The organism is Ensifer meliloti (genome assembly GCF_030064585.1).
In the GTDB taxonomy this organism is placed as follows: Bacteria; Pseudomonadota; Alphaproteobacteria; order Rhizobiales; family Rhizobiaceae; genus Sinorhizobium; species Sinorhizobium meliloti.
On sequence record NZ_CP120364.1, the window covers coordinates 847,953 to 874,874 of the forward strand.

Genomic DNA, 26,922 nt, shown 5'->3' on the forward strand with positions numbered 1-26,922 from the left:
AAACGGAGTACTCCAGCGCGGCACGGCAGAAGGACGGATGGCACCGAATGGTCACAATCAAGGAAATCGCGTCGGCCGTCGGCGTATCGTCGGCAACCGTCTCGCGCGTCCTCAACTACGATCCGACACTGTCTATCTCCACCAGGAAACGCCAGGCGATTATCGAAACGGCGGAAGCGCTCAACTATGCGACGCCACGCAATCGCAGTCGTGCCGCCGCACAAGCGGTCGGCGTCGGGCTGAAGATCGCGCTCGTGCACTTCCTCGATCCCGCCCAGGAACTCGCCGATCCCTATTATGTCGGCGTCCGGCTTGGCATCGAGAGCCGCTGCCAGGCGCTGAAGAGCGAAGTCGTCAAGGTCTTTCTCACCGGCAACCCTCCGGAAGCGACGATCCTGGAGGGCGCCTCGGGCGTGGTGGCCGTCGGCCACTATTACGGCGATGAGCTCGAATGGCTGCGCCGCCACAGCCGCCACCTCGTCTTTGCCGATTACGCACCCGCCGGAGACATGGAAGACACCGTGCTCAGCGACGTCTCGCTGGCGATGACCCGGCTCCTGGAGGCGGTGCATGCCATGGGCTACCGGCGCATCGGCTTCATCGGCTGGATCGACGCTTTCTACGGGCCCGACAACATCCATTCGGAGCGCCGTTGCCGCACCTATATCGACTGGATGACCAGGGCCGGGCTTTATGATCCGGAATTGTGCATGGTCGAGCCGATGACGCCGGACAGCGGCTACAAGCTTGCCAAGGCGATGCTGTCGAAGCCCAATCCGCCGAAGATCCTCATCACCTGCAACGACAATATGGCGCTCGGCGCCTACAGGGCCATCCACGAGACGGGGCTCAGGATTCCCGAAGATATCGCGGTCGCCAGCTTCAACGACATCCCGGTCGCGCAGTTTCTCGGGCCGCCGCTTTCCACGGTGAAGATCCCGGCGGAACTGATCGGCGAAACCGCCGTCGACCTGCTGCTCGAGCGGCTTTCGGGCCGCGAGGTCGCCAAGAAGGTGGTTTTCGGGACGGAAATCGTCTGGCGCGGCAGCACGCCGGCGCCGGCCGAGACCGCGAACAAGGCAGATGATATCGTATCGGCCGAGCCGGTTCTAAAAATCCCAGGGTGAAATCAATTCGAGCCCTGCCGTGGCGAAATCCGCCAGGTTGCGCGTGGCCAATCGCCCGCCGTTCACTCTGGCTATAGCGGCAATCATCCCATCCGGCGCCGACATGACGTGGCCGTGCCTCGATGCCGTACCCATGATTTCACCGTATTCCATCGCCGCTTCTTCCGTCAGACCGTATATCCGGTCGGCGAAGCGCTGCCGCCAACCATCGAGGCCATGCTGCAGACGGCCGGCGCGCTGATCCGGCACAATTTTCTGGATGCCATAGGCGATTTCGGCGATCGTAACCGTCGGGAGTGCAAGCTCTGCATCATAGCGCACGAGCCAAGCGATGACGGCTTCGGAAGGTGTCTTGCGCAGCGTTTCCGAAATGACGTTGGTGTCTACGAAAATCAAAGGTCAGGACCCGGATGAGCCTTGCGGCTCTCTCTGATCACACCCTCGAGGTCGATGTCCGTGCCGCAACTCTCGAACAAGCGCGCATAGAAAGCACTCGCAGGCTCTCGGCCAGCTTCTCTGGTTTCATATAACTCAAGAGCACGCTCGACGATGTCAGCGATGGAGCGGTTCTCTCGCCGTGCAAGTCGGCGCGCCAGATCACGCGCTTTTGCACTTCGGACCGAAAGCTGTGGGGCACCCATGCCTCAATACTCCTTTCCCCCAATATAGGAGACGCATGCGATGCTAGCAAGATGGCTTGTGCAGGCTAGACGGCCGAAAGCGCCGTCGCCGCTCATAAAAGCGAGGTAAAAATTTACTGAAAATAATTGCGTCTACCCGAGTTTTGAGAAATACTCCCGCCGGGACAGAGAGGACTGTCTCGGGGAACACGATTTCGGGAGGGAACAATGGACATTCAGACGCGTGCCTATCTGCCGCGTATCGCCGGGCTGGCTCTCGCGGGCGCAAGCTTCCTGGGGGTGACCGCGGCGCAGGCCAAGGAAATCACCATCTGGTGCTGGGACCCGAATTTCAACGTCGCGATCATGAAGGAGGCGGGCGCCCGCTATACGAAAACGCATCCGGACGTCACCTTCAACATCGTCGATTTCGCCAAGCTCGACGTCGAGCAGAAGCTGCAGACCGGGCTTTCGTCAGGCACCGCCGACGCGCTCCCCGACATCGTGCTCATCGAGGATTACGGCGCTCAGAAATATCTTCAATCCTTCCCGGGCGCCTTCGCGCCTCTGTCCGGCACCGTCGATTATTCGGGTTTCGCCCCCTACAAGGTCGAGCTCATGACCCTCGACGGGCAGGTCTACGGAATGCCTTTCGATTCCGGCGTCACGGGTCTTTATTACCGCAAGGATTATCTGGAAGCCGCCGGCTTCAAGCCGGAAGACATGCAGGATCTCACCTGGGACCGCTTCATCGAGATCGGAAAGCAGGTCGAAGAGAAGACCGGCAAGAAGATGATGGGCCTCGACCCGAATGACGCCGGTCTCGTGCGCATCATCATGCAATCGGCCGGGCAATGGTATTTCGACAAGGAAGGCAAGCCGAACATCGCCGGCAATGCGGCGTTGAAGGCGGCGCTCGAAACCATCGGCAAGATCATGCAGGCGAATATCTACAAGCCCGCCAACGGCTGGTCCGACTGGGTGGGCACCTTCACCTCCGGCGACGTCGCGACCGTCGTCACGGGCGTCTGGATCACCGGCACCGTCAAGGCGCAGCCGGACCAGTCCGGCAACTGGGGAGTAGCACCCATCCCGGCGCTCTCGATCGAAGGCGCAACCCATGCCTCCAATCTCGGCGGCTCGAGCTGGTACGTGCTCGAAAGCTCCGAAGAAAAGGCGGAAGCCATCGACTTCCTGAACGAGATCTACGCCAAGGACATCGATTTCTATCAGAAGATCCTGCAGGACCGGGGTGCAGTCGGCTCGCTGCTCGCCGCCCGCGGCGGCGCAGCCTATGAGGCGGCCGACCCCTTCTTCGGCGGCGAGAAGGTCTGGCAGAACTTCTCCGACTGGCTGGCGAAAGTCCCCTCGGTCAATTACGGCATCTTCACCAACGAGGCGGATCTCGCCGTCACTGCGCAACTCCCGGCCGTGACGCAGGGAACACCGGTCGACGAGGTGCTGCAGGCGATCGAGGCCGAGGTCAGCGCACAGATCCAGTGATGCGGTGGATGGCGGCGGGCATGCGCCCGCCGTTTCCGGCCGCGGCTCTTGCCGCGGCCAATTTCCGGCTGTCCGGCCTTCCAGGAGGGGAACATGGTTCGAGCGCGCCGCGGTATCGGCCGATATTACGACGTCAATGGCTGGCTGTTCGTCGCCCCGGCGCTGGGGCTGATCACCCTTTTCATGGTCTATCCCATCGCGTGGTCGCTCTGGATGTCGTTCCAGTCCGGCCGCGGCATGACGCTGAAGTTCGCGGGCTTCGCAAACATCGTGCGGCTCTGGAACGATCCGGTCTTCATCAAGGCGCTCACCAACACGATGACCTATTTCGTCGTGCAGGTGCCGATCATGATCCTGCTCGCGCTGATCCTGGCGTCGCTCCTCAACAATCCCCGGCTCGTCGGCCGAGGGGTTTTCCGCACGGCGATCTTCCTGCCCTGCGTCAGTTCGCTGGTCGCCTATTCGGTGCTCTTCAAGGGCATGTTCGCAACCGACGGGATCGTCAATTCGACGCTCCAGGCGATCGGTCTCGCCGCCTCGCCCATTCCGTGGCTGACGCATCCCATCTGGGCGAAAGTCCTCGTCATTCTTGCCATCACCTGGCGCTGGACCGGCTACAATATGATCTTCTATCTTGCGGCACTTCAGAACATCGACAAGTCGATCTACGAGGTGGCGCGCATCGACGGCGTTCCGGCCTGGGCGCGCTTCACCCACCTCACCATCCCTCTGCTGAAGCCGGTCATCCTCTTCACGACAGTCATTTCGACGATCGGCACGCTGCAGCTTTTCGACGAGGTCTATAACCTGACCGAGGGCAAGGGCGGCCCGTCCAATGCCACGCTCACCCTGTCGCTTTACATCTACAACCTGACCTTCCGCTTCATGCCGAACCTGGGTTATGCGGCGACGGTCTCCTATGTCATCGTCGTCCTCGTCGCGCTCCTCGCCTTCGTGCAGTTCTTCGCAGCAAGGGAGCGTGACCGATGAACGGATTTGGACGTTTCGCGGCGATGGCAGCCACCTATGGCTTCCTCGGCCTGATGGCCTTCCTCTCCGTCTTTCCGTTCATCTGGATGGTGCTCGGCGCAACCAATTCGTCGATCGACATCATCAAGGGCAAGCTCCTGCCGGGCGCAGCCTTTGCAACCAATGTCGCCAACTTCTTCACGCTGGTGAACGTGCCGCTCGTCTTCTGGAACTCGGCCAAGATCGCGATCGTTGCGACCGTGCTCACGCTCGCCGTCTCCTCGCTCGCCGGTTACGGTTTCGAGATGTTCCGCTCGCGAAGACGCGAGCGCGTCTACCGGGCGATGTTGCTGACCCTGATGATCCCCTTCGCCGCGCTGATGATCCCGCTCTTCGTCATGATGGGGAAGGCAGGTCTCATCAACACGCATCTCGCCGTCGTCCTGCCCTCGATCGGCTCCGCCTTCGTGATCTTCTATTTCCGGCAGAGCACCAAGGCCTTCCCGTCCGAGCTGCGCGACGCGGCCAAGGTCGACGGGCTCAAGGAATGGCAGATATTCCTATTCATCTACGTGCCGGTCATGCGTTCGACCTATGCGGCCGCCTTCGTCATCGTCTTCATGACCGCATGGAACAACTATCTCTGGCCGCTGATCGTGCTCCAGACCAATGAGACCAAGACGATCACGCTGGTCATCTCGTCGCTCGCCTCCGCCTACTACCCCGATTACGGCGTGGTCATGGTCGGGACGATTCTCGCGACACTGCCGACGCTTGCCGTTTTCTTCTTCATGCAACGCCAGTTCGTCCAGGGCATGCTGGGCTCAGTCAAATAGGAACGATGATGCGCTCTGTTACTTCCTTCAATGATTCATGGGTCTTCTCCGAAGGCTTCGACGCCGCCGACGCCGGAACGCTCCGGGCGGGTCAGCCGATCAGCCTGCCGCACAATGCCGTCGAACTGCCGTTCAACTATTTCGACGAGAGATGCTACCAGCGCGCCTTCACCTACCAGAGGGTTCTTGCCTGGCACCCGGACTTCTCCGGGCGCGAGGTCTCGCTCGTCTTCGACGCGGCAATGGCCGATGCGGTCGTGTATCTCAACGGCGAAGAGATCGCCGCGCATAGGGACGGCTACACGCCTTTCGAGGCGCGCCTGACGGACAGGCTCCTGGAAGGCGACAATCTCATCACGGTGAAGATCGACGGCAGCGAAAATCCGGAGATCCCGCCTTTCGGCGGCCGGATCGACTATCTGACCTATGCCGGTATCTATCGCGACGTCTGGCTGAAGGTCACCGATCCGGTTTCGATCGCCAATATCAAGATCGAAACCCGCGACGTGCTCTCCGACACCAAGGCCGTCTCCCTCCGGTGTGACCTTTCCAATCCGCAAGGGCTATCCTTCTCCGGCACGATCTCGGCGCTCCTCAAGAATGCGGCCGGCGAAGTGCTGGCCGAGGTCGCCGGCGAGACGACCGGCCAGAGCCTCGCCTTTGAAATGGACGGCCTCAGGGGCCTTTCCCTTTGGGATATCGATGATCCGGTGCTCTACGTGATCGAAGTCGAGCTCAGGACCGGTCACGGCTCCGACCGCTTCGCCGCGCATTTCGGCTTCCGCACGGCGGAGTTCACGACCGAAGGCTTCCGGCTCAATGGCCGCCCGCTGAAGATCCGCGGGCTGAACCGTCACCAGTCTTTTCCCTATGTCGGCTACGCCATGGGGCGCACCGCTCAGGAGCGCGACGCGGAGATCATGAAGCACAGGCTTCACTGCAATCTCGTGCGCACCTCACACTACCCGCAGTCGAAATGGTTCCTCGACCATTGCGACCGCATCGGGCTCCTCCTCTTCGAGGAAATTCCCGGCTGGCAGCATATCGGTGGGGAGGAATGGAAACAGGAGGCGATCCGGAACGTCCGCCGCATGATCGAGCGCGACTGGAACCACCCGTCGATCGTCATCTGGGGTGTGCGCATCAACGAGTCGCAGGATTCGCACGACTTCTATGCCGAGACCAATCGCCTCGCCCGCGAGCTCGACCCGACACGGCAGACGGGCGGCGTGCGCTACATCACCGACAGCGAATTTTTGGAAGACGTCTACACGATGAACGACTTCATCCTCGGCAACGAGGAACTGCCGGGCGCGAACCGGCCGCGCACGGCGCTTCGCCCGCAGCAGGAATGCACCGGGCTTCCCCGCAAGGTGCCCTATCTCATCACCGAATTCGGCGGCCACATGTATCCGACGAAGATCTATGACCAGGAGCAGCGCCAGGCCGAGCATGTTCGCCGGCATCTGGAGGTGCTGAATGCGGCCTATGGCGATCCCGGCATCTCCGGTGCGATCGGCTGGTGCATGTTCGACTACAACACCCACAAGGATTTCGGCTCCGGCGACCGGATCTGCTATCATGGCGTCATGGACATGTTCCGCGAGCCGAAATTCGCGGCCTATGTCTATGCCAGCCAGTGCGATCCCTCCGAGGAAATCGTGATGAAGCCGGTGACCTTCTGGGCGCGCGGTGAGCGCAACATCGGCGGCGTGCTACCCTTGATCGTGCTGACGAATTGCGACGAGATCGAATTGAAATACGGCTCGCTTACCAAGCGCGTCGGCCCGGATCGCGAGAATTTCCCGCACCTGCCGCATCCACCGGTCGTCATCGACCACCGCCACTTCACCAAGGACGAGCTCGGAGTCTGGGGCATGAAGTGGGAGAGCGCGGAATTTACCGGCTTCATCGCCGGCAAGCCGGTCGCCGATCTCCGCATGGCCGCCGACCCCGTACCTACGACGCTTCAGGTCGAGGCGGACAGCAAGACGCTCCGTGCCGAAGGCCGCGACAGCGTTCGCGTCATCCTGCGCGCGCTCGACCAGGCCGGCAACGTCCTGCCTTTCCTGAACGATGCGGTCGACATCGAGATTCATGGTCCGGCGCGCCTCGTCGGACCGGCCCGCATCGTCCTCCAGGGCGGTTCCGCCGGTTTCTGGCTGGAGTCCACGGGCGCCGCCGGCGCCATCGTCGTCTCGGTCGCTTCGTCGCGGCTCGGCGCGGCGAAGCTCGACCTCGTCGCCCTGGCGGACGGAGCGGCGAGCGCATGAGCGAACTCCAACTCAGCGATGTCCGTAAATCCTATGGCGGTCTCGAGGTCATCAAGGGCGTCGATCTCGACATAAAGTCCGGCGAGTTTGTCGTCTTCGTCGGACCGTCCGGCTGCGGCAAGTCCACCCTGCTCCGGATGATCGCCGGGCTCGAGGAGATCACCTCCGGCGACCTGACGATCGACGATGTCCGGATGAACGATGTCGACCCGTCCAAGCGCGGGATCGCCATGGTGTTCCAGTCCTATGCGCTTTATCCGCATATGACGGTCCGCGAGAATATGGGCTTCGCGCTCCGCTTCGCCGGCGTTCCCAGGGCCGAGATCGAGAAGCGGGTGAACGAGGCCGCCCATATCCTGGAACTCAGGGCGCTGCTCGACCGCAAGCCGAAGCAGCTTTCGGGCGGCCAGCGCCAGCGCGTGGCGATCGGCCGGGCGATCGTCCGCCATCCGAAGATCTTTCTCTTCGACGAGCCGCTTTCCAACCTCGATGCGGAGCTGCGCGTGCATATGCGCATCGAGATCGCGCGGCTGCACAAGCAGCTCGCCACCACCATCGTCTACGTGACGCATGATCAGGTCGAGGCGATGACGCTCGCCGACAAGATCGTCGTCATGCGCGCCGGCGTGGTCGAACAGGTGGGCTCGCCCCTCGACCTCTATGACGACCCGGCCAACCTTTTCGTCGCCGGCTTCATCGGATCGCCGAAGATGAATTTCCTGAAAGGCGTGATCGAAATCGACAAGGACCAGGCCTATGCGCGCCTACCGGACTATGGAGACGCGAAGATCCCCGTCCGCCTGCAGGCGGCGGCGGGAACTGCGGTGACGATCGGCATCCGGCCAGAGCATTTCAATGAAGCCGGTCCTGCAGCGCTGGACCTCACCATCGACATGCTGGAACATCTCGGCGGCGAGACGTTCGCCTATGCCCGCCACGGCAATGGCGAGCTGATCGTCGTCGAAACGAAGAACGGCCGCGGACTCAAGACCGGCGACCGCCTGACAGCCCGCTTCGATCCGGTTTCGGTTCTGGTGTTCGACGGTGAGGGAAAACGGCTGCGTTCGTGACGCAGTTTTCCGGAATTGATCTAATGTCGCCATTCACGAATCAAGGGAGTGAACAGCGATGCGTATTGGCTTCATCGGCACCGGCGCCATCACCGAAGCGATGGTGACGGGCATCGTCGGCTCCGGGCTCGACGTCGCCGGGATTCTCGTCTCCCCGCGCAACCGGGAGATTGCTGCCCGGCTTGCCGGCCGCTTCCCGCTCGTTCGGATCGTCAAGGACAATCAGGAAGCGGTGGACGCGGCCGACGTGCTGTTCCTCGCCGTGCGTCCTCAAATCGCCGAGGACGTGATCCCCAAGCTCAAGTTCCGCAAAGGCCAGAAGATCGTCAGCGTCATCGCCGCCACCGATCGTTCCACGCTTCTCGGCTGGATCGGCGAGGAGGTGGAGCTCACCCAGGCAATCCCCCTGCCCTTCGTCGCCGAGCGCGAGGGCGTGACGGCGATCTATCCGCCGAACCGCGCCGTTGCCGCGATCTTCGCGGCACTCGGAACAGCGGTCGAATGCGAAACCAGGGAGGAACACGATCTGCTTGCCGTCGGAAGCGCTCTGATGGCGACCTATCTCGGCATTCTCGACCGGACGACCGCCTGGTTCGCCGAGAAGGGTCTCCACCGCGACAAGGCACGCGCCTATATCGCGCCGCTCTTTGCCAGCCTCGCGCAGAGGGCGGTCAGGGACGAGGGGACGCCGCTCGAAGAACTCGCCCGCGAATTTTCGACCAAGGGCGGATTGAACGAGCAGGTTCTGACGGATTTCGACCGCGGTGGCGGCCACCGGGCGCTGACGGATGCGCTCGAAAGCGTGCTGCTGCGAGTGCGCGGCGACGACCGGTAAAGGTCTTCAAAGCTCGGTGCCAAGACCCGCATGGCGCCGAAAACGCCCGGCGGCGAAGTCCACGAAGGCGCGCACCCTTGCCGAGACCATGCGGCCTTCCGCATGCACGATGTGGATCGGCACCGGCTCGCGCTCGTAGTCGGCAAGGACGACCTTGAGCCTGCCGGCCCTCACATCGGGTGCCACCTGGTAGGACTGAAACCGGGACAATCCCCAGCCCGCCACAGCCGCGGCAAGGACCGCGTCATTGGTGTTGCAGATGAGACGAGGGCTGATCGGAACGCGGATATTGTTGTCGCGTCCGAAGAGCCATTCCGAGTGGCCGAAGAGGCCCTCGCGCCCGATGATCCGATGACGGGCAAGCTCCTGCGGGCTGCCGGGCTCGCCGAAGCGGGCGAAATAATCCGGCGAGCCGCAAAGCACCTGCCGGACCGAGCCGATCCGGCGCGCAACGAGCCCGGAGGCCGGGAGCGAGGCAATGCGGATCGCCACATCCAGCCCTTCGTCGACCAGGTTGGTCACGCGGTCGACGAAGATGGTCTTTACCTGCATAGCCGGATAGTGGTCGAGGAATTCGAGGATGACGGGGAGCACGTAGATGCGCCCGAAGAGCGCGGGCGCCGTTACCGTGAGCAACCCCGCCGGAGCGGTGAAACTGCCAGCCGCATTGGCTTCCGCCTCGGCGATTTCCCCGAGGATACGCCGGCAATCGGCCACATAACCTTCGCCCGCCGCAGTCAGTTTCAGCGAGCGCGTGGTGCGGACCAGAAGCCGTGTCCCGATCAGGTCCTCCAGCTTCGCCACGGCCCGGGTGACCGATGGCGGACTCATATGCAGCACCTTGGCGGCCGGCGCGAACCCGCCGCTTTCGACCACCTGCACGAAGATCCGCATCGCCTGCCAGCGATCCATCGACTTCCCCTCGATTATTGCGCCACGTGAAATGGTCTAGTGTTTTCATCAGAGCTTATCAACTCCGCGGATAACAATCATCTTGAGGTCGTTCCATCGATTCAACGAGGCCGACATGAAGCTCTATCACCATCCCCTCTCCGGCCACGCGCACCGCGCCCGCCTGTTCCTCTCGCTGCTCGGTATCGAGCATGAGCTGGTGGTCGTCGATTTCGCCAGGAGAGAGCACAAGCAAGCGGATTTCCTGAAGCTCAATTCCTTCGGTCAGGTTCCGGTGCTCGACGACGCCGGCACGATCATCTCGGATTCCAACGCCATTCTCGTCTATCTGGCAAAGAAGACCGGCCGCACGGACTGGCTGCCGGAAGACGCCGCCGGGGCGGCTGCCGTTCAGCGCTGGCTTTCGGTGGCTGCCGGCCAGATCGCCCATGGTCCGGCCCAGGCGCGGCTCATCAACGTGTTCAAGGCACCCTACCGACCGGAAGAGGTGATCCCCCGTTCGCATGCGATCCTGGCGCTGATCGAGCAGGAGCTGGAAGGCAGAGGCTGGATTGCCGCAGACCGGCCAACGATCGCCGATGTCGCGCTCTACAGCTACGTAGCGCGCGCCCCCGAAGGCGACGTCGATCTCCAGCCCTATCCGGAGATCCGCGCCTGGCTCGCCCGCACCGAGGCATTGCCGGGATTCGTCGAGTTCGAAAAGACGCCGGTGGGGCTGGCGGCTTAGCGACGCGTTATGACGACGTCCGCTTGCGGGATGCCATCTCGCACGGCACGTGCTTGAAGAGTATCGAAGGACTGCAACCGCCCTCTACCCTCATCCCTGTGCTTGTCACAGGGATCCAGCAGCGCCGCGTCTGCGGTGCGAGGAGTCCTTCAGGCCAAAGACTTGGCCTGGCTGGATTCCTGTGACAGGCACAGGAATGAGGGAGCTTGGGCAGGGGGCGGGTGTTACCGCCGACGTCCGCTTGCGGGTATGCGAACGAGCTCACAGATGCCCAACATTCACGCAACCAAGGGAACAATCGTCATGGAGGCTCCCATCCTCGCACATTCGCCTTGGCACGAGGGCGAAATCGCCCTGCAGAAGCGGTTGGGTGTGGAAACGCGCATGGACGAGGTCGGGCGCCGCGTCATGCGCGACCACCTGATCGACCAGCACCGGGAATTCTATCCGCTTCTGCCGATGGTCGTGCTGGGCTCGGTTGACCGCGACGGTGACGCCTGGGCGACGCTCAGGGCGGGCGAACCCGGCTTCCTCCACGCGCCGGACGAAAAAAGACTGACCGTCGAGCTCCCGCGGGAGCCGACGGACCCCGCCGAGGCGGGCATGGAGGACGGCGCTCCCCTCGCGCTCCTCGGAATCGATCTCGGCACCCGCCGGCGCAACCGGCTGAACGGCACGCTTAAGCGGCATGCCGGCGGCTTCGATCTCGGCGTCGACCAGAGCTTCGGCAACTGTCCGAAATACATCCAGCTCCGGCAGGTCCATTTCCTGCGCGACCCGTCCGAACCGCCTGCCGTGCCGCCCGTTTCGAGCTTCGGGCTCGACGCCGCCGCGCGTGCTCTGGTGACGCAGGCGGACACGTTCTTCGTCGCAACCTATGCCGATCTCGCCGGAGGCCGGCAGCTCGACGTCTCCCATCGCGGCGGTCGTGCGGGATTCGTACATGTCGGCGAAGACGGCTGGCTGACGATCCCGGATTTCGTCGGCAACCGCTTCTTCAACACGCTCGGCAACATCGCGGTCAATCCGCGCGCCGGGCTCACTTTCCCGGACTTCTCCACGGGCGGCCTCCTGCAGATGACCGGCGAGGCCGAGCTCCTGACCGAAGCTCCGGACGGCGTGCCTCCCGAGGGCGCCGAGCGCTATTGGCGATTCCGTCCGCGCCGCATCGTCTGGCGCGCCGACGCGCTACCAATCCGCTACGACCTGAAATCATCGTGATCTGGTGATCGCCCTTCGCCCCGGCGGCGGTCAGGTTGAGCCGTGTAAATTTCGCGTCGTAAGGAACCAACCTCCCTCGCCAAGGTTTCGTGCCCATCCGCCCCCGACCAAGGAGTGCTGCCATGGCCAAGAAACCCTCTGCGCCGAACAATACGAAACCGGCCACCATTCATGACCAGAAAGCGACACGCGGCAACGGTGGAGAACTTCACCAGATCGCCGAAGGCGACACGCCCGTCCTGACGACCGCCCAGGGCGGCCCCGTCGCCGACGACCAGAACAGCCTGCGCGCCGGCGAACGCGGCCCGACGCTGATCGAGGATTTCCACTTCCGCGAGAAGATCTTCCACTTCGATCACGAGCGCATTCCCGAGCGTGTCGTGCACGCCCGCGGCTACGGGGTGCATGGCTTCTTCGAGACCTACGAATCGCTTGCAGCCTACACCCGGGCGGATCTGTTCCAGCGCCCGGGCGAGCGAACCCCCGCCTTCGTGCGTTTCTCGACGGTCGCCGGAAGCAAGGGCTCCTTCGACCTCGCCCGCGACGTTCGCGGTTTCGCGGTCAAGATCTACACCAAGGAGGGCAATTGGGACCTCGTCGGCAACAACATCCCGGTCTTCTTCATCCAGGACGCAATCAAGTTTCCCGACGTCATACACTCGGTAAAGCCCGAACCGGACCGGGAGTTTCCCCAGGCGCAGTCCGCCCACGACAATTTCTGGGACTTCATCAGCCTGACGCCGGAAAGCATGCACATGATCATGTGGGTCATGTCGGACCGGGCGATCCCGCGCTCCTTCCGGTTCATGGAAGGCTTCGGCGTCCATACGTTTCGTTTCGTCAATGCCAAGGACGAGTCCACTTTCGTCAAATTCCATTGGAAGCCGAAGCTCGGGCTGCAGTCGGTCGTGTGGAACGAGGCCGTGAAGATCAACGGCGCCGATCCTGACTTCCACCGGCGCGACATGTGGCAAGCCATCCAGTCCGGCAACTTCCCGGAATGGGACCTGCATGTGCAGCTTTTCGATCAGGACTTCGCCGACAAGTTCGATTTCGACATCCTCGATCCGACCAAGATCATTCCGGAGGAAGTGCTGCCGACGAAACCTGTGGGCCGGCTGGTCCTTGATCGCATGCCGGAGAATTTCTTCGCCGAAACCGAGCAGGTCGCCTTCATGACGCAGAACGTGCCGCCGGGCATCGACTTCAGCGACGATCCATTGCTGCAGGGGCGCAACTTCTCCTATCTGGACACGCAGCTGAAGCGGCTCGGCAGCCCGAACTTCACCCATCTGCCGATCAACGCGCCGAAATGCCCCTTCCAGCACTTTCAGCAGGACGGCCACATGGCCATGCGCAACCCCGTCGGGCGCGTGAACTACCAGCCCAATTCCTGGGGCGAGGGCCCGCGCGAGTCGCCCATGAAAGGCTTCCGCCATTTTCCTTCCGAGGAGCAGGGCCCGAAGCTGCGCATCCGCGCCGAGAGCTTTGCCGACCATTACAGCCAGGCCCGGCAGTTCTTCATCAGCCAGACGCCGCCCGAGCAGCGCCACATCGCCGACGCCCTGACCTTCGAATTGAGCAAGGTGGAGACGCCGGTGATCCGCGAGCGGATGGTCGCGCATCTTCTCAACATCGATGAAACCTTGGGGAAAAAGGTCGGCCACGCCCTCGGCCTGGAGACGATGCCGAAACCGGCGGATGCGGCCGTTGCCACCCGCCAGGACCTCGACCCGTCGCCGGCCCTCAGCATCATCCAGCGTGGGCCGAAGCGTTTCGAGGGCCGCAAGCTCGGGATTTTGGCGACGGACGGAGCGGACGCCGCGCTTCTCGACGCCTTGATAGCCGCGGTCGAGAAGGAGAAGGCGGCCTTCGAGCTAATCGCGCCGAAAGTCGGCGGCTTCACCGCCTCCGACGGAAAACGCATCGCCGCCCACCAGATGCTCGACGGCGGCCCGTCGGTACTTTACGACGCGGTGGTCCTGCTTCCTTCCGCAGAGGCCGCCGCGGATCTGATCGACGTCGCCACAGCGCGCGATTTCGTGGCCGACGCCTTCGCCCATTGCAAATATATCGGCTATGCCGGCGCCGCCGTTCCCCTTCTCGAAAGGGCCGGCATTGCGGAACTGCTCGATGAGGGAACGATCGAACTCACCGACGCTGCGAGTGCGGCCGCCTTTCTCACGGAGATCGGTAAACTGCGCGTCTGGGGAAGAGAGCCCTCGGTCAAGCTGAAATAGGCCGATGGCTTAGACGGAGTCGACGATGGCGTCGTCCGCACATGGAAAGCCGACGAAGAAGGCCGCTCCGTCAAGCGCGGCAAAGAAGGCGGGCGGCTTTCCCCTGCCCGTCAGCACGGCGCCGATGGAGGCCCGATCCGCGACCGAGCTTCCGGGCGGCGACGCATGGCAGTATGAGCCGAAGTGGGACGGCTTTCGCTGCCTTGCGTTCAAGTCCGGCGACGAAGTCGATATAAGGGCGAAATCCGGCAAGCCGCTCGGGCGCTTCTTCCCGGAGATCGTCGCCCTCTTGCGCCGGCTGGAGCCGGACATGTTCGTCCTCGACGGCGAACTGGTGATCGAGGTCGACGGGCGCCTCTCCTTCGACGCCCTGCAGATGCGCCTGCATCCGGCGGCAAGTCGCGTGCAGAAGCTCTCGCAGGAGACGCCGGCCAAGCTCATCCTGTTCGACATGCTGGCCGGCACGGACGGAACGATCCTGACCGGTGAACCCCTCCAGACCCGCCGCGCCTGCCTCGAAGCCTTCGCCAAGAAGAATGCCGTTACTGGGATGCTGGAGTCTTCGCCCTTCACGCTCGACATCGAGGAGGCCGAGCGGTGGCTCACCTCATGGGAGGCGGGTGCAACCGACGGGGTCGTCGCAAAGCGGCGCGACGGCGCATACGAATGCGGCGAAAGGGCAATGGTGAAGGTCAAACGGCTGAAGACGGCCGATTGCGTCGTCGGCGGCTTCCGTTACGAGAGCGACAGCTCGTTGGTGGGCTCGCTTCTGCTCGGCCTTTACGACACCGAGGGTCTGCTGAACCATGTGGGCTTTACCGCGACGATCTCGGACAAGGAGCGGCCCGCCTTGACCAACCAGCTCGAAGCATTGCGGGAGCCGCCGGGCTTCACCGGCAAAGCGCCGGGCGGGCCCAGCCGCTGGAGCAGCGAGCGCAGCGGCGAATGGGAGCCGGTTCGCCCGGAACTGGTCGTCGAAGTCCGGTTCGACCATGTTAGCAACCGGCGCTTCCGTCACGGTACGAAACTCATGCGCTGGCGGCCGGACAAGGACCCGCGCCAATGTACCTATCAGCAGATCAAGCCGTCGTGAGCTTGTTTGCGCCAATCCGGTCCTCTTCGCCGGTACCTGCTTCCAAGCTGTGGTTGAACACGCCGAGCACCGTGTCGACGATCAAGGGACGCGGGCGGCGCCGCGCTATCGCGGCAACAGGCAAGGCGGGCAGCTGCAGACCTTGGATGGGAGCGAAGCGAACGCCCTTGAACGATATGCGCCCTGTAGAGCGTGGTAGAAGAGCGGCACCGACCCCTGCGGCAACGAGAGAAAGCATGGTCAGCGCACGCGTCGCCGGCTGCTGAATCGAAACGTCGTGCCCGGCTTCCGCGAAGGCGTTGAGAATGCAGGCGTGCAAGGAAGGGCCCTGGGCGGCGGGGAAGAGCACCAATCCCATTCGGGCAAGCTCGGCGATGGTGACCGGACCAGTACGCCCGTCCTCCGGTATGGCGGCAATGAGCGTCTCGTCGGCGACTGGGATGATATCCAGTCGTTCCGAGCTGCCGAGCGGCGGATGGCATATGCCGAAATCGATCGTTCCCTCCGCAAGCGCGGCCACCTGCTCATTCGTCGCCATTTCAGTGAGCACGGGCCGGATCATCGGAAACTCCTGCCGCAGCGAGACCACCAGCGACGGCAGCAGCTCGTACAACGCAGCGGAGACGAAACCGATCCGGACGTCGCCGGCGGTCCCGGTACCCGCGCCGCGGGCAACCGCCCGTGCCGCCTCCGCATCTTGAAGCGTCCGTCGCGCCTCGGGAAGCAGCGACGCGCCCGCCCGGGTCAGTGCAAGCCGGCGGTGTGCGCGCTCGAAAAGTTTAACGCCGAGCTCCCTTTCCAGCCGGGCGATGGACTGGCTCAACGGCGGCTGCGCCATGCCGAGCCGCTGCGCGGCGCGCCCCATATGCAGGGTTTCGGCCACGGCGACGAAATGACGTAGGTGACGAAGTTCCATATGCAGATGATATCAAAGTTTCCCATATTCATCATCGATTTGAATGCGGGGGCGGGCAATATTTGGCGGCGTTCAGATTGTCGGGAGTATTGACATGACAAGACCCAACGCGATTTTCCTCGCCCTCATCTCAACTGTGTTCGCCGCGCCGGTTTTTGCAGGTGACGATCGACTGGTGCGCACCGACCGCTTTGTGACGCTTGCCGGAGGCGAAAGGCTTTTCGTGCGCGAAGTGCGACCTGCCGAACGGCAGCAAGCGGTGTCGGCCGTTCTGCTGATCCATGGCGCGCGCGTGCCATCGGTCGCCTCGTTCGATCTCGCGGTGCCGGGCGGCTCGATCGCGGCCGAGCTGGCTGCGGAGGGCCATTCGGTCTACCTCGTCGATCTCCGCGGCTATGGTGCCTCAAGCCGGCCGCACGAAATGGATGCACTGCCCGGTGGAGGCACGCCTCTTATGCGAACCGATGAAGCGGTCTCCGACGTCGCCGCCGCCGTCGAGGCGGTTGCGGAATGGAGCGGCGACGGCAAGGTCAGCATTCTCGGCTGGGCGACGGGAGGACAATGGGCCGCCGCCTTTGCCGCCCGCCATTCGGCTCGCGTGGAACGACTCATCCTCTACAACAGCCTTTACGGTGCCTCCGACCGGCATCCGACGCTCGGGCGAGGCTCGCCGCTCGAGGCTCCCGATCGTCCGGGCAGTTTAAACATGGCTGCGCTTGGCGCCTATCGGCTCAACACAGCGGAAAGTCTGTTTGCGGCCTGGGACAAGAGCATCCCCGTTCCCGATAAATCCGAGTGGCGCGACCCCGCTGTCGCCCGCGCCTATGCCGACATGGCGCTGTCCTCCGATCCCACCTCCGCGGAGAGAACGCCGCCGAGTTTCCGCTCCCCTAGCGGCGCGATGGCCGACAGTTTTGAACTGGCGTTCGGCCGCAAGCAGTGGAGTGCGGAGGCATTGACGATGCCGGTGCTCGTCATCCGCTCGCAATACGATTTCTGGAGCCGTCCGGAGGATGCAGCGGCGATTGCGCGGGAGGCGCCGCAAGCAAGCCTCGTCGAGCTTCCACACGCTACCCACTTCGTGCATCTCGACCGCAGCGAAGCGGGCCGTTCGGCCTTCCTGTCGGCGGTCACTCAGTTCCTGGATCTGGCGGCACGATAGAGCGTTTCACTGTTTGATTGAGACAGCTACGCACTTGCGCACGGCCGCCCGGAACTTTTGGCCAGGGGGCAGGTTGGAGCTCTGGCAAGGAGCGCGGTCGATGCGCAAACCACATCCGCCTTTCGGGACTGCGGGTGTGTCCCCTCGTTCTCGGCGCCGCCTTCGGCATGCGATCACAAGGGGGTACTCGCGCACCTCCCCCCGCTGATGACCACCCTGGGCAGCGATGAATAATGATCTCCTGATCATCCTGGGAATTGCCGCGGCGGCGGCCGTAGCATCGCCCCTAGGCGGCCTGGTGGCGATCTCGCTCAGGCCGTCCAGCCTCGTGCTCTCGATCGCCGTCGGCTTCGCGGCCGGCGTCCTCACGGGCACCTTCGCTTTCGAGATGATGCCCACCTCCATGGAACTTGCAGGTCTTCCGCTTGCCGTTGCCGGATTTCTGCTCGGCCTGGGACTCGTCTATATTCTCGACCTCTACGTCAACCGCTGGAAAATGGCCGGACCGGAAGCGGATCAGAAGGCCGAGGTCGATCGCCTGCATCGGCGGCGCAGGCCGCGCGGGAGCAATGTCGCGGTGCTCGCCGGCGGCACGAGTGCGGAAGAGCTGATCGAAGGCATGACGATCGGTGTCGGCGCGACCTTCGAGCCTAAGGTGGCGCTGATCGTGGGTCTCGCGATCTGCATCGACAATTTCAGCGAAGGAATGAGCATCGGCGAATTGACGCTCGACGAGGAGCGGAAGAACGCGAAGCGCCGGACACTCGGATGGACCTCCCTCATCGGACTCTCCCTTTTCGTTTCCGCCGTGGCAGGGTGGTTCCTCCTGAAAGGCCTGGCCCAGCCGGTCACCGGTTTTCTTTTCGCGACGGGAGCGGGCGGGATGTTCTACCTGACGGTTACCGACCTCGTGCCGGAAGCGGAGTCGCACCAGTTCCAGCAATCCTCCGCGATCGCCAATGCCGCCGGCTTCCTGCTCGTCATGGTGCTTGCGCAGATGAGCTGACGCAATCGCGTCTTGAGGAGTGCCCGTCCGTTCAGACGATCGCCCGGTCCCAGCCCCCATAATGTTCTTCGCTGCGCGTGCCGCGCGGAAGGCTGAGCGCGATCAATGCCAGGCCGATCGCGAGATTGGCGAAGGTGGCGACCGTGCTGCCGCCGGCAAGCAGGAAGGGCGAAGCCGCCACCCAGGCGCCGAGCAGCACATTCAGGAAACGCACCGGACGGACGACCTCCGCCATGGCGGTGACGGCAACCAGGATCACGACGCAGCCGAGAATGTGGTCGCTGTGATAGAGCGGCGGGACGCTGCCGAAAACCAAGGGCGTCGTCATCAGGACCACGCCCAGCAATGTGCTCGCGACCAACGTCCAGGGAAAGTTGACGCCGCCGACGATGAATTCCTTCAACAACTCGGAGGCCGGACGGTTGAGGTCGGGCGCCGGCGTCTGGTCCTCCGAAATCGCCGGGCCGCCCATCCAGAACGTCCGCCAGAAGGGCTCGCCCGCCTTTCTTACGCGCCAGAGATACTGGATGGTCGCGAGCACCTCGTCGATCGAATAGGGGATGAGCACGACGGTGACGGCCGCCTGGATGATGCAGAGCGTGCAGAGTGCGCCGATAAGCGGCGGCTGGATGATGATGAAGGAGACGCTGACGGCGCCGAGGGGCACGATCAGCAGGCCGAAGAGGAGCACCATCCAGGGCATGGTGCGCCAGCGGCGGCTGTCTCCGATCGCGCCGGCCAGAATGTCAAGCGCATAGGCGAAGGCGCCCAGGCCGGCATCGGCGATCGGAAAGCCCTTGGAAACCCAGGACGTCACGACCGCCTCGCTGCCGTTGCGGACGGGGGCCTCGCCCGGGCCGAAGAACGGGTCCCAGAGCCCGTCGACATGGCCCATCTGATAGGCGGCGAGATAGCGCGAGACGAAGAGGCCGACGAAGGCGAGCGCGACGATCGGCATGCGCTGGGTGAAGGAGGACGGCGAATAGCTCCAGCCGAGCGGCCGGTCGTCGTCGGCCGCGAGCGCCCGCAGCCTTGTTCCGGGCGTCGGCGGAATCATCACCGCAAAGGCCACGATCAGCATGCCGGCAAGCGTATCGATGGCGTAGGCCGCAGCACTCGTCGTCCAGAAGACAAGCGGGGCGAGCATGATCCAGACGCCGAGCGCGGCCGTGATCCATTGCGCATGGGACCAGCGCCGGTACATGCCGAAAAGCGCGAATGCCGCAACGAGCAATCCGGACAGGATCTCGCTTATCCCGAGACGGGCATTGCGTATTGCGGGCTCCGCGATCTCGTGGCCGAGCGCCGGCGGCAGCGGCACGCTGACGGGATCGAAAAGGCCGAGCGTCGCCGGCGAGGAGACGAGCCACAGGCCGAGAGCGACATTTGCGAGCGGCGCCCAGAGCGTGCGCAGCCGGTGTTTTTCCACGGCAGCTTCGACTTCAGCGTCGCCGCGCTCCAGCGGCTCCGCCAGGCGTTTCTCCGCCTGCTCGATTTCCGGATCCGAGGCGGCGACCACGGAGGGCTCCAGCTTGTTCTTCGCGTACCAGGCGGTCGGGTCTTGCTTGAGCCGCCGGATCATTTCCGGCAACGTCGCAGCTAGGCTGTGTCTCGGCTCCCAGCCGAGCTCTTTGCGGGCACGGGAGATGTCGATCTCGTAATGATCGTCCGAATTCTCGATCATCCACGGCTTGATCTCCGACTCCTCGTCGAGCACCTCGGTCTGCATCCATGCCCCCGGCTTGGCAAGGCTCTTGGGCAGGGTGAGCGTGCGCCAGTCCTCGCGGTGTATCAGCCGGCCGATACGCTTCTGCAAGTCGCCATAGGAGAGCGTTTCCTCCTCGCCGATCAGGAACACGCAATCATCGGGCAATTCGTTGCGGTGGTCGACGGTGCGCGCGAAAGCCTCGACCAGATCGTCCTTGTGCAGATAGGGCTGGCCCGCGTCCAGATCGCCGCTGAACAGATAGGCGGTCGGGAGCCGCTCGAAGATGCGGGCGATCTGCTGGGCGATGAAAGCGGCTCGGCAGTCCTCGTCATAGACGCCGGCGAGGCGAAGAGTCACGGTCCTGATCGCGCCGCGATGTTTGGCGATTACCGCCTCGGTCTCGGCCTTCGACTTGGGGTAGGCCCAGGCGGGTTCCAGCGGATCATCCTCGTTGATCCGCGCACCCTTGGCCGGACTGGGTGCCTGCACCAGCAGCGTGCTTGCATAGATGAACTGTTCGGTGGGAAGGCCCCGCAGCGCCTCCAGAAGCCGGCGCGTGCCCTCGACATTGACGGCATCGTATTTGGGGTTGTCCTTGCCGGTGGTGTCGTAATAGGCGGCAAGATGAATGACGGAAGCAAGGCGCCCGCCGCTACGCTTACCCGCCGTCCCGATCGCCTCTCTCACGCTTTCGTCGGAGGTGATGTCGAGTTTGATCGTCTCTTCGGTCTCGGACTCGCCCTTCGGAGAGGACAGGTCGAGCCCGATGACGCGATACCTGTCGCTCACGCGATGCGCGATCGCCTGGCCCAGGAAACCGCTCGAGCCGGTAATGAGAACGGTCGGCTGATTTGCATCTTTCGGCATGCCGAAGCAAACCGCGCTCCGGCAGGAAGGTTCCAGACCGGGTTGAAGCGAAAGAACTACGCCCCCGTCCGCGCCACGACGGGCACATAGTCTTCCAGCTCCGGCGCGGGAAAATGCAGCGTGGCGCCGATCTCGGCGGAGCGGTAGAGGCCCATGAGGATTTCGACGACCGCCAGGCCGTCCTCGAAGGTTTCGAGCGGCTTTATCCCCTTGCGGAAGCATTCGACCATGTGGCGGTTTTCGTCAGTATAGCCGTAGACACCGGCCTCGTCCTCAAGCACCGGCATCAGGCCCTGCTCGGCATTCTGTTTTTCGACGAGGTCCTCGCCTTCGGTGCCCTGCACGGCCCGCGACAGGAATATCTTCAAGCCGGTGCCGAGCGAATTGTACTCCAGCGCATATTCGGGCCCGAGAAGCTCGAGCTGGATGCGCAGGCCGGCGCCGACATAGGCCCAGGAGGTCGTTGCCTCGATCATCAGTTCGTTGCCCTCCTCGTCCTCCAGCGTCACGGTCGCCCGGGCGAAATCCTCCGATGGGCGCCGGCGGTAGTCGACATCCTCACCGAAGCGGCGGCGCAGCTCATCGGCATAGCCCGCCCGCGTCCATTTGAGGTTCGCCACCGTGCCGTTCACCGACTTGACCTTCAGCGAGTTGCGAAGCGCGCCGGGCGCCGTGAGCAGGTGGCGCGCCACCTCGACGCTGTGGCACATCATATCGGAAAGCACCCCGCCGCCCTGCTTGTCGCCCTGCCAGAACCAGGGCTCGTGCGGACCGGCATGTTCTTCCGCAGCGCGTGCGAGGTAGGGCCGGCCGGTGGTCGAGGCGGCGCGCCGCCAGATGATCTCCTTGCCGCGCAGCACCGGCGTGCAGAAGACCTGGTTTTCGAGATAGCCATGGTTGAGACCGGCATCCTCGGCCAGGTGCAGCATCTCGCGTGCCTCCACCACAGTGCGCGCAAGCGGCTTCTCGCAGGCGACCGCGAAGATCTTGCTGCGTCCCGCCTTGGCCTCCCGGTGGAGCGTCCGCATGACGTCGAGCCGCGTGTAGTTCGGCGACAGAATCCAAACCGCGTCGACATCGCCGGCGGACAGGAGCGATTCGAGACTCTCATGCGCGCGGCACTCGCCGAGATCGAGCGCCTCGACTTCGCTTGCGAAGCGCGCGCGGTTTTCGGGATTGCGGCTGTAGACGCCGGTCACCTCGACATTGCGTACCCCGATGAGCGATTTCAGGTGGAAATGAGCGATGAAGCCGGTGCCGACGAAGCCGACTCGCAAAATCTGTTTCGGTAATGTGGTCATTCTTTCCTCCCCGGTATCCAACGGCGACCGCCTCCAGCCGCCCGCATGCGCTTTCAGATAAGTGGCGGCGCCGTGCTGCCTCGGACCTTCAGGACCGTGGGCAGCACGATCGTTTCGGCTCCCTCCGAGCCGCCCGCCAGAATTCCAAGGAGCACCGCCATGGCGGTGCGGCCGATCTCGGAGCGCGGCTGGCCGACCGTCGTCAGCGGCGGATAGAAGGCCTTGCTCAGATAGAGATCGTCGAAGCCGACGACCGACACGTCGCCCGGCACGTCGCGTCCGATTCGTCTCAATTCGTGGACGGCGCCATAGGCCATTTCGTCATTGGCGACGAAAAGCGCCGTCGGCGGATCTGAAAGAGAGAAGAGCGAGCGGCAGCATTCCTCGCCGCTTTCGATCAGGAAGTCGCCCCGCACCTCGTAGCCGGCTGGAATCGTCAGCCCGGCATCGCGCATCGCCAGGCGAAACCCCTCCCGCCGATAGACGCTCATCGGCTCGGGAACGGGGCCGGAGATATGAGCGATCCTCCGATGGCCGAGCGAAATCAGGTGCTCGACGGCACCGCGGGCCGCGGCGACATTGTCGACCTGCACATGCGGCAGGCCCGAGCCCTCGATCATTTCCAGCGCCACCACCACGGGCAGATGGTTCCAATCGCCGGCGGACGGCAGCTTGCCGGTCATCAGGATCATGCCGTCGGCATGTCCGTCGCGCAGCATGTTGAAATACTCGGTCTCGCGGGCCGGGTCGTTCTCCGTATTGCCCATCAGCACGGCATAGCCGGCTTCGCGCGCCGTAGCCTCGACGCCCTTGAGGATGTCGAGGTAGAAGGGATTGCCGACATCGCGCACGACCATCAGCACCGTCATGGACCTGCGGGTGCGCAGATTTCGGGCGCTGACATTCGGACGGTAATCGAGCTCGCGCGCCAGGTCGAGCACGCGCTGGCGCGTCTCGGCGGTCACCAGCGTCGAAGCGGCAAGGGCGCGCGAGACGGTGGCCACCGACACGCCCGCCTTCTCGGCGATGTCCTTGATCTTCGGCCGGTCCCTCATCCTCGGCGGTCCCTCATGCGCGCATCGCCCGGCCGCGTCCATAGAACATCATGAGCAGGAGCAGCGTCGCGCCGAACACCATCTGGCGTCCGGACTCCTCGATGTTGATCGTCGTCAGGATGCTCTGCAGGATGACCAGCAGGACCGCGCCCGCCATGGTTCCGGTGTAGCCGCCCTTGCCCCCGGCAAGCGATGTGCCGCCGAAGACGACCGCGATGATCGAGGGGAGCATGTACTGCTCGCCGACATTGGCGAAGGACGTGCCGGAATAGCCGAGCAGGCAGAGTCCGGCGGTCGCGGCGAACATGCCGGAGATCATGAAGAGCGCGATGCGGACCAGCTTGACCGGCACGCCCGCCATGTAGGCCGCGTGCTCGTTCGAGCCGATTGCATAGATGCGGTGGCCGAAGACGGTGCGGTTGAGCATGAGCGCCAGGAGGATGCCGATCACGATCCACAGCCAGATGATGCCGGGAATGCCATAGGCGAGCGGTTGCGTGACGAAGCGCGAGAGCGCGGGCGCGGCCTGGCCGGAGGGAATTCCCATCCGGATGACGACGAGAAGCCCCTGCAGCACCCCCAGCATTCCGAGCGTCATCACCAGCGGCGGGATTCTGAGGAGCGTGACGCCGAGCCCGTTCAAGAGGCCGAAGAAGGCGCCGGCCGCGAGACAGGCGGCGACGGCCGGCAGGATGCCGCCATCGGCGCCGTTCATGACGTTGCCCGCGAGGATTGCCGCGAGCGAGACGACGCCGCCGACCGAGAGATCGATTCCTTCGCGTCCGCCGAGTATGACGACGTTCTGTCCGGCCGCGACGATGCCGAGCAGCGAGGCGACGATCAGGAGCCGCAGGATCTGACCGCCGGTCGCAAAGCCCGGCGACAGCGCCTCGCCGAGATAGAGGAGAAGCACGATGAGCACGAGCGCGACGACGATCGGCTGACGGACGAAGGACACCACCCGGCTCATGAGCGCGCCCTCCTGCCGGCAAGCACGCCCGCCATCAGGACGAGGAGGATCGCAAGGCCCTGCACGAAGTTCTGCCACTCGGACGGCGTGCCCATGAAGAAGACGACCGAGTTGATGAGCCCGATCGTCAGCGCCCCGAGCAGCGAGCCAACGACGGTGCCCCAGCCGCCGGAGAGCGCGCTGCCGCCGAGCACGACCGCGGCGACGCTGTAGAGCGTCATCTTGCCGCCGACCAGCGGATCGCCGCTTGCGGTATCGCCGGTAATGCAGAAGGCGGCGAGCGCGGAGAAGAGGCCGCAGAGCACATAGCCCTTGATCCGGGTCGTTATGACAGGCAGCCCGGTCTGATAGGCCGCCTGCTGGTCGTCGCCGACGGCAAGCAGTTGCGTGACCAGCCTGGTGCGGCTCATCACGGCGAGGAGGATGACGAGGGCCGCCAGGATGTAGAAGACGAAGGGAACGCCGAAAAGCCTCCCGCCATAGGTGCGCCAGAAGAGCGCCGGCGCGGGCGTGCCGGCAACCGGCAGGATGTAGAGCGCAAGGCCCGTGAAGAAGATGCTGGTCGCGAAGGTCGCGACGATCGCCTGCAGCCGCAGAGCCGCGACCACGAGGCCGTTCACGAGCCCGCAGGCGAGCCCGAGGAGGAGACCGATGGCCAGTGCCAGGAACACCGCGCCGGCGCCCCCTCCCCAGCGCTCCATCAGGACCACGATCGCGACGTTGACCAGCGAGAGGATCGCGCCGGCCGAGAGGTCGATGTCGCCGGCATAGACGACGTAGGTCTGCGCGATCGCGAGCAGGATCAGCGCCATATAGGTGCTGAGCAGCCCGGTCAGAGCCCGGAATGTCAAGCTGTTCGGCGAAAAGAAGCCGTTGAGGAGAAGGAGCGCTGCGACGATCACGAGCGCGGGCAGGAAAGGATAGCGCTCCAGCAGCCTGCCGATGCCGCCGGCGCGCCGGTATGTCGGGACGGTTGCGGTCTCTGCCATCACGCGGCCTCGTAAGCGGCTTGGTACAGATTGTAGCGGGTGCGGTCCGCCCCGGTGAGCTCCCGGCTGACCGATCCGCCGTTGAAGACGAGAATGCGGTTGGCGTTGCCGAGCAGTTCGGCATCCTCCGACGAATAGAGGACGATGCCGAGCCCCTCCGCGGCCAGTTGCCGGATCAGCGCGAAGAGGTCCGCCTTGGCCGACAGGTCGATGCCCTTGGTCGGGTCGTCGAGCAGCAGCACGTCGGGGCGGTCGATCAGCCAGCGGGCGATGATCACCTTCTGCTGGTTGCCGCCCGAAAGCGAACCGATCGGGTGGAAGAGGCTCGCGAATTTGGTGTGCAGGCTGTCGAGCGCCGGCGCTACCTTGGCGCGCAACTTGCCCGGACGAGCGATCATCAGCCGGTCGCGCAGATAATGGATCGGCGTGACGTTCTCGATGATCGGCCTTCCGCTGATCACGCCGTCGCGGCTGCGGTCGCCGGAGACATAGGCGCAGCCGCGCCGGATCGCGTCACGCGGGTTCGAAGCGTCGAAACGGCTATCGCCGATCAGGATTTCGCCCGAGGCGATCGAACCGGCGCCGAAGATCGCTCTGAGCACCGCCGATTGGCCCTGGCCGTGCAGCCCGCCGAAGCCGAGAATCTCGCCGCGGCCAACCTCGAAACTCACATTACGGAAACCGCGGCCGGAAAGATCGCGCACCGTCAGCGCTGTGCCTCCCTCTCCCTCCACCACCGCCGGCACCGACGATTGCGATGCCGGCATGTCGCCGGCACCGCCGACCATCAACCGGATGACGGTCGCCGGATCGGTTTCGCCCAGATTGAGCGTGGTGATGGTCTCGCCGTCGCGAATGATGGTGACGCGGTCGCCCATCGCCTTGATCTCGTCCATGCGGTGCGAAATGAAGATGATGCCGCGCCCGCGACGTTTGAGATCGCGCAGGATTTCGAAGAAGCGCTCCACCTGGGCTCGGTCGAGCGCCGAGGTCGGCTCGTCGAAGATGAGGAGCGGCGCCTCGCTCGCCAGCGCCTTCATGATCTCGACGAGCTGACGCTGGTCGGGGCGCAGGTTGCCGACGAGTGTGTCGGCGGAAAACCCTTCGCCGCAGACGCCGTCGAAAAGGCCGATATAGCGCGCCGCGCGCTGCCGGAGTTCCGAACGGTCGATGAAGACCCGCGATTTGACCGGCAGCTTGCCAAGCGAGATGTTCTCCTCGACCGAGCGGCGCGCGGCGAGGCTGAGTTCCTGATAGAAGATGCCTATGCCGTGGGATCGCGCCGAGCGCGGTCCGCTGATCGTCACCGGCTGGTCGTCGACGAGGATCTTGCCGCCATCGGGCCGCACGCTGCCCGCAATGATCTTGCAGAGGGTGCTTTTTCCCGAGCCGTTGGAACCCATCAGGACATGGACCTCGCCGGCCATGAGCTCAAGGTCGCCGCGGCGGAGCGCCAGGGTCGCGCCGTAAGCCTTGCTCACGCCGCTCAGTTTCAACTTCGACATGGAAACTCGTCCGTTCG

Annotated in this window: 23 protein-coding genes; 13 read left to right on the plus strand and 10 right to left on the minus strand. The window is 64.1% G+C overall.

Translation table 11 applies throughout. From position 1 onward, the window contains the following. Positions 1–47 precede the first annotated feature (47 nt). On the plus strand, positions 48–1,127 hold the full coding sequence (locus PZL22_RS03850) for a LacI family DNA-binding transcriptional regulator (protein WP_003527984.1): 1,080 nt from the start codon (positions 48–50) through the stop codon (positions 1,125–1,127). Here PZL22_RS03850 and PZL22_RS03855 read toward each other — a convergent pair. Beyond that, on the minus strand, positions 1,110–1,523 hold the full coding sequence (locus PZL22_RS03855) for a type II toxin-antitoxin system VapC family toxin (RefSeq protein ID WP_003527983.1): 414 nt from the start codon (positions 1,521–1,523) through the stop codon (positions 1,110–1,112). The two genes, PZL22_RS03850 and PZL22_RS03855, sit on opposite strands and share 18 nt — an antisense overlap. Continuing rightward, a complete protein-coding gene (locus tag PZL22_RS03860; protein ID WP_003527982.1) occupies positions 1,520–1,768 on the minus strand; it encodes a type II toxin-antitoxin system VapB family antitoxin in 249 nt (82 codons plus the stop codon). Before PZL22_RS03860 ends, PZL22_RS03855 begins: the two co-directional genes overlap by 4 nt. 207 nt (positions 1,769–1,975) lie before the next feature. Between PZL22_RS03860 and PZL22_RS03865 the strand changes: the two genes are divergently transcribed. The 6 genes from PZL22_RS03865 to PZL22_RS03890 all read left to right on the plus strand — a co-directional run bounded on the left by PZL22_RS03865 (position 1,976) and on the right by PZL22_RS03890 (position 9,233). Then, a complete protein-coding gene (locus PZL22_RS03865) occupies positions 1,976–3,250 on the plus strand; it encodes an ABC transporter substrate-binding protein (RefSeq protein ID WP_003527981.1) in 1,275 nt (424 codons plus the stop codon). Between the two features lie 93 nt (positions 3,251–3,343). Further along, positions 3,344–4,240 (plus strand): carbohydrate ABC transporter permease, encoded by an 897-nt coding sequence (locus PZL22_RS03870; protein ID WP_284718157.1) that lies wholly within the window; start codon positions 3,344–3,346, stop codon positions 4,238–4,240. After that, positions 4,237–5,055 carry a carbohydrate ABC transporter permease gene (locus tag PZL22_RS03875; RefSeq protein ID WP_010974928.1) on the plus strand — a complete coding sequence of 273 codons (819 nt, stop codon included), beginning with the start codon at positions 4,237–4,239 and terminating at the stop codon, positions 5,053–5,055. The genes PZL22_RS03870 and PZL22_RS03875 overlap by 4 nt, the downstream gene beginning before the upstream one ends. 8 nt (positions 5,056–5,063) lie before the next feature. Continuing rightward, positions 5,064–7,328 (plus strand): glycoside hydrolase family 2 protein, encoded by a 2,265-nt coding sequence (locus PZL22_RS03880; protein WP_284718158.1) that lies wholly within the window; start codon positions 5,064–5,066, stop codon positions 7,326–7,328. Beyond that, the gene (locus tag PZL22_RS03885; protein WP_284718159.1) at positions 7,325–8,398 is read left to right on the plus strand and encodes an ABC transporter ATP-binding protein; all 1,074 of its coding nucleotides are present in this window, start codon (positions 7,325–7,327) and stop codon (positions 8,396–8,398) included. Before PZL22_RS03880 ends, PZL22_RS03885 begins: the two co-directional genes overlap by 4 nt. A 58-nt stretch (positions 8,399–8,456) precedes the next feature. Further along, complete coding sequence (locus tag PZL22_RS03890) at positions 8,457–9,233, plus strand: pyrroline-5-carboxylate reductase (RefSeq protein WP_284718160.1); 777 nt, start codon at positions 8,457–8,459, stop codon at positions 9,231–9,233. Between the two features lie 6 nt (positions 9,234–9,239). Here PZL22_RS03890 and PZL22_RS03895 read toward each other — a convergent pair whose 3' ends face one another. Continuing rightward, positions 9,240–10,145 (minus strand): LysR family transcriptional regulator, encoded by a 906-nt coding sequence (locus PZL22_RS03895; protein WP_003527967.1) that lies wholly within the window; start codon positions 10,143–10,145, stop codon positions 9,240–9,242. A gap of 115 nt (positions 10,146–10,260) precedes the next feature. On the opposite strand from PZL22_RS03895, the gene PZL22_RS03900 reads away from it, so the two are divergent. The 4 genes from PZL22_RS03900 to PZL22_RS03915 all read left to right on the plus strand — a co-directional run bounded on the left by PZL22_RS03900 (position 10,261) and on the right by PZL22_RS03915 (position 15,426). Beyond that, positions 10,261–10,872 (plus strand): glutathione S-transferase family protein, encoded by a 612-nt coding sequence (locus tag PZL22_RS03900; RefSeq protein ID WP_003527965.1) that lies wholly within the window; start codon positions 10,261–10,263, stop codon positions 10,870–10,872. 267 nt (positions 10,873–11,139) lie between these two features. Next, a complete protein-coding gene (locus PZL22_RS03905; RefSeq protein WP_003527963.1) occupies positions 11,140–12,093 on the plus strand; it encodes a pyridoxamine 5'-phosphate oxidase family protein in 954 nt (317 codons plus the stop codon). Between the two features lie 122 nt (positions 12,094–12,215). After that, positions 12,216–14,333 carry a catalase gene (katE, locus tag PZL22_RS03910; RefSeq protein WP_003527960.1) on the plus strand — a complete coding sequence of 706 codons (2,118 nt, stop codon included), beginning with the start codon at positions 12,216–12,218 and terminating at the stop codon, positions 14,331–14,333. 25 nt (positions 14,334–14,358) lie between these two features. Continuing rightward, positions 14,359–15,426, plus strand: coding sequence for an ATP-dependent DNA ligase (locus PZL22_RS03915; protein ID WP_127613869.1), 1,068 nt, complete (start codon positions 14,359–14,361; stop codon positions 15,424–15,426). Here PZL22_RS03915 and PZL22_RS03920 read toward each other — a convergent pair. After that, positions 15,413–16,342 carry a LysR family transcriptional regulator gene (locus PZL22_RS03920; RefSeq protein ID WP_003527956.1) on the minus strand — a complete coding sequence of 310 codons (930 nt, stop codon included), beginning with the start codon at positions 16,340–16,342 and terminating at the stop codon, positions 15,413–15,415. The genes PZL22_RS03915 and PZL22_RS03920 overlap by 14 nt on opposite strands. A gap of 94 nt (positions 16,343–16,436) precedes the next feature. Between PZL22_RS03920 and PZL22_RS03925 the strand changes: the two genes are divergently transcribed. Together PZL22_RS03925 and PZL22_RS03930 are read left to right on the plus strand one after the other, a co-directional pair. Further along, positions 16,437–17,504, plus strand: a complete 1,068-nt coding sequence (locus tag PZL22_RS03925) for an alpha/beta fold hydrolase (protein ID WP_003527954.1) — start codon at positions 16,437–16,439, stop codon at positions 17,502–17,504. A gap of 226 nt (positions 17,505–17,730) precedes the next feature. Continuing rightward, positions 17,731–18,510 carry a ZIP family metal transporter gene (locus PZL22_RS03930; protein WP_003527953.1) on the plus strand — a complete coding sequence of 260 codons (780 nt, stop codon included), beginning with the start codon at positions 17,731–17,733 and terminating at the stop codon, positions 18,508–18,510. A gap of 31 nt (positions 18,511–18,541) precedes the next feature. Here the strand turns inward: PZL22_RS03930 and PZL22_RS03935 are convergent, their stop codons facing one another. Genes PZL22_RS03935 through PZL22_RS03960 form a run of 6 tightly spaced genes read right to left on the minus strand, consistent with a single transcriptional unit; the run spans position 18,542 to position 26,905 of the window. Further along, a complete protein-coding gene (locus PZL22_RS03935; protein ID WP_003527951.1) occupies positions 18,542–21,085 on the minus strand; it encodes an NAD-dependent epimerase/dehydratase family protein in 2,544 nt (847 codons plus the stop codon). A 56-nt stretch (positions 21,086–21,141) separates the two neighbouring features. Then, a complete protein-coding gene (locus PZL22_RS03940) occupies positions 21,142–22,386 on the minus strand; it encodes a Gfo/Idh/MocA family protein (protein WP_284718161.1) in 1,245 nt (414 codons plus the stop codon). 53 nt (positions 22,387–22,439) lie between these two features. Beyond that, the gene (locus PZL22_RS03945; RefSeq protein WP_003527947.1) at positions 22,440–23,441 is read right to left on the minus strand and encodes a LacI family DNA-binding transcriptional regulator; all 1,002 of its coding nucleotides are present in this window, start codon (positions 23,439–23,441) and stop codon (positions 22,440–22,442) included. 13 nt (positions 23,442–23,454) lie between these two features. After that, positions 23,455–24,411 (minus strand): ABC transporter permease, encoded by a 957-nt coding sequence (locus tag PZL22_RS03950; RefSeq protein WP_003527945.1) that lies wholly within the window; start codon positions 24,409–24,411, stop codon positions 23,455–23,457. Then, positions 24,408–25,400, minus strand: coding sequence for an ABC transporter permease (locus tag PZL22_RS03955; RefSeq protein ID WP_003527943.1), 993 nt, complete (start codon positions 25,398–25,400; stop codon positions 24,408–24,410). The genes PZL22_RS03950 and PZL22_RS03955 overlap by 4 nt, the downstream gene beginning before the upstream one ends. Continuing rightward, positions 25,400–26,905, minus strand: coding sequence for a sugar ABC transporter ATP-binding protein (locus tag PZL22_RS03960; protein WP_127613872.1), 1,506 nt, complete (start codon positions 26,903–26,905; stop codon positions 25,400–25,402). The genes PZL22_RS03955 and PZL22_RS03960 overlap by 1 nt, the downstream gene beginning before the upstream one ends. Positions 26,906–26,922: the final 17 nt, after the last annotated feature.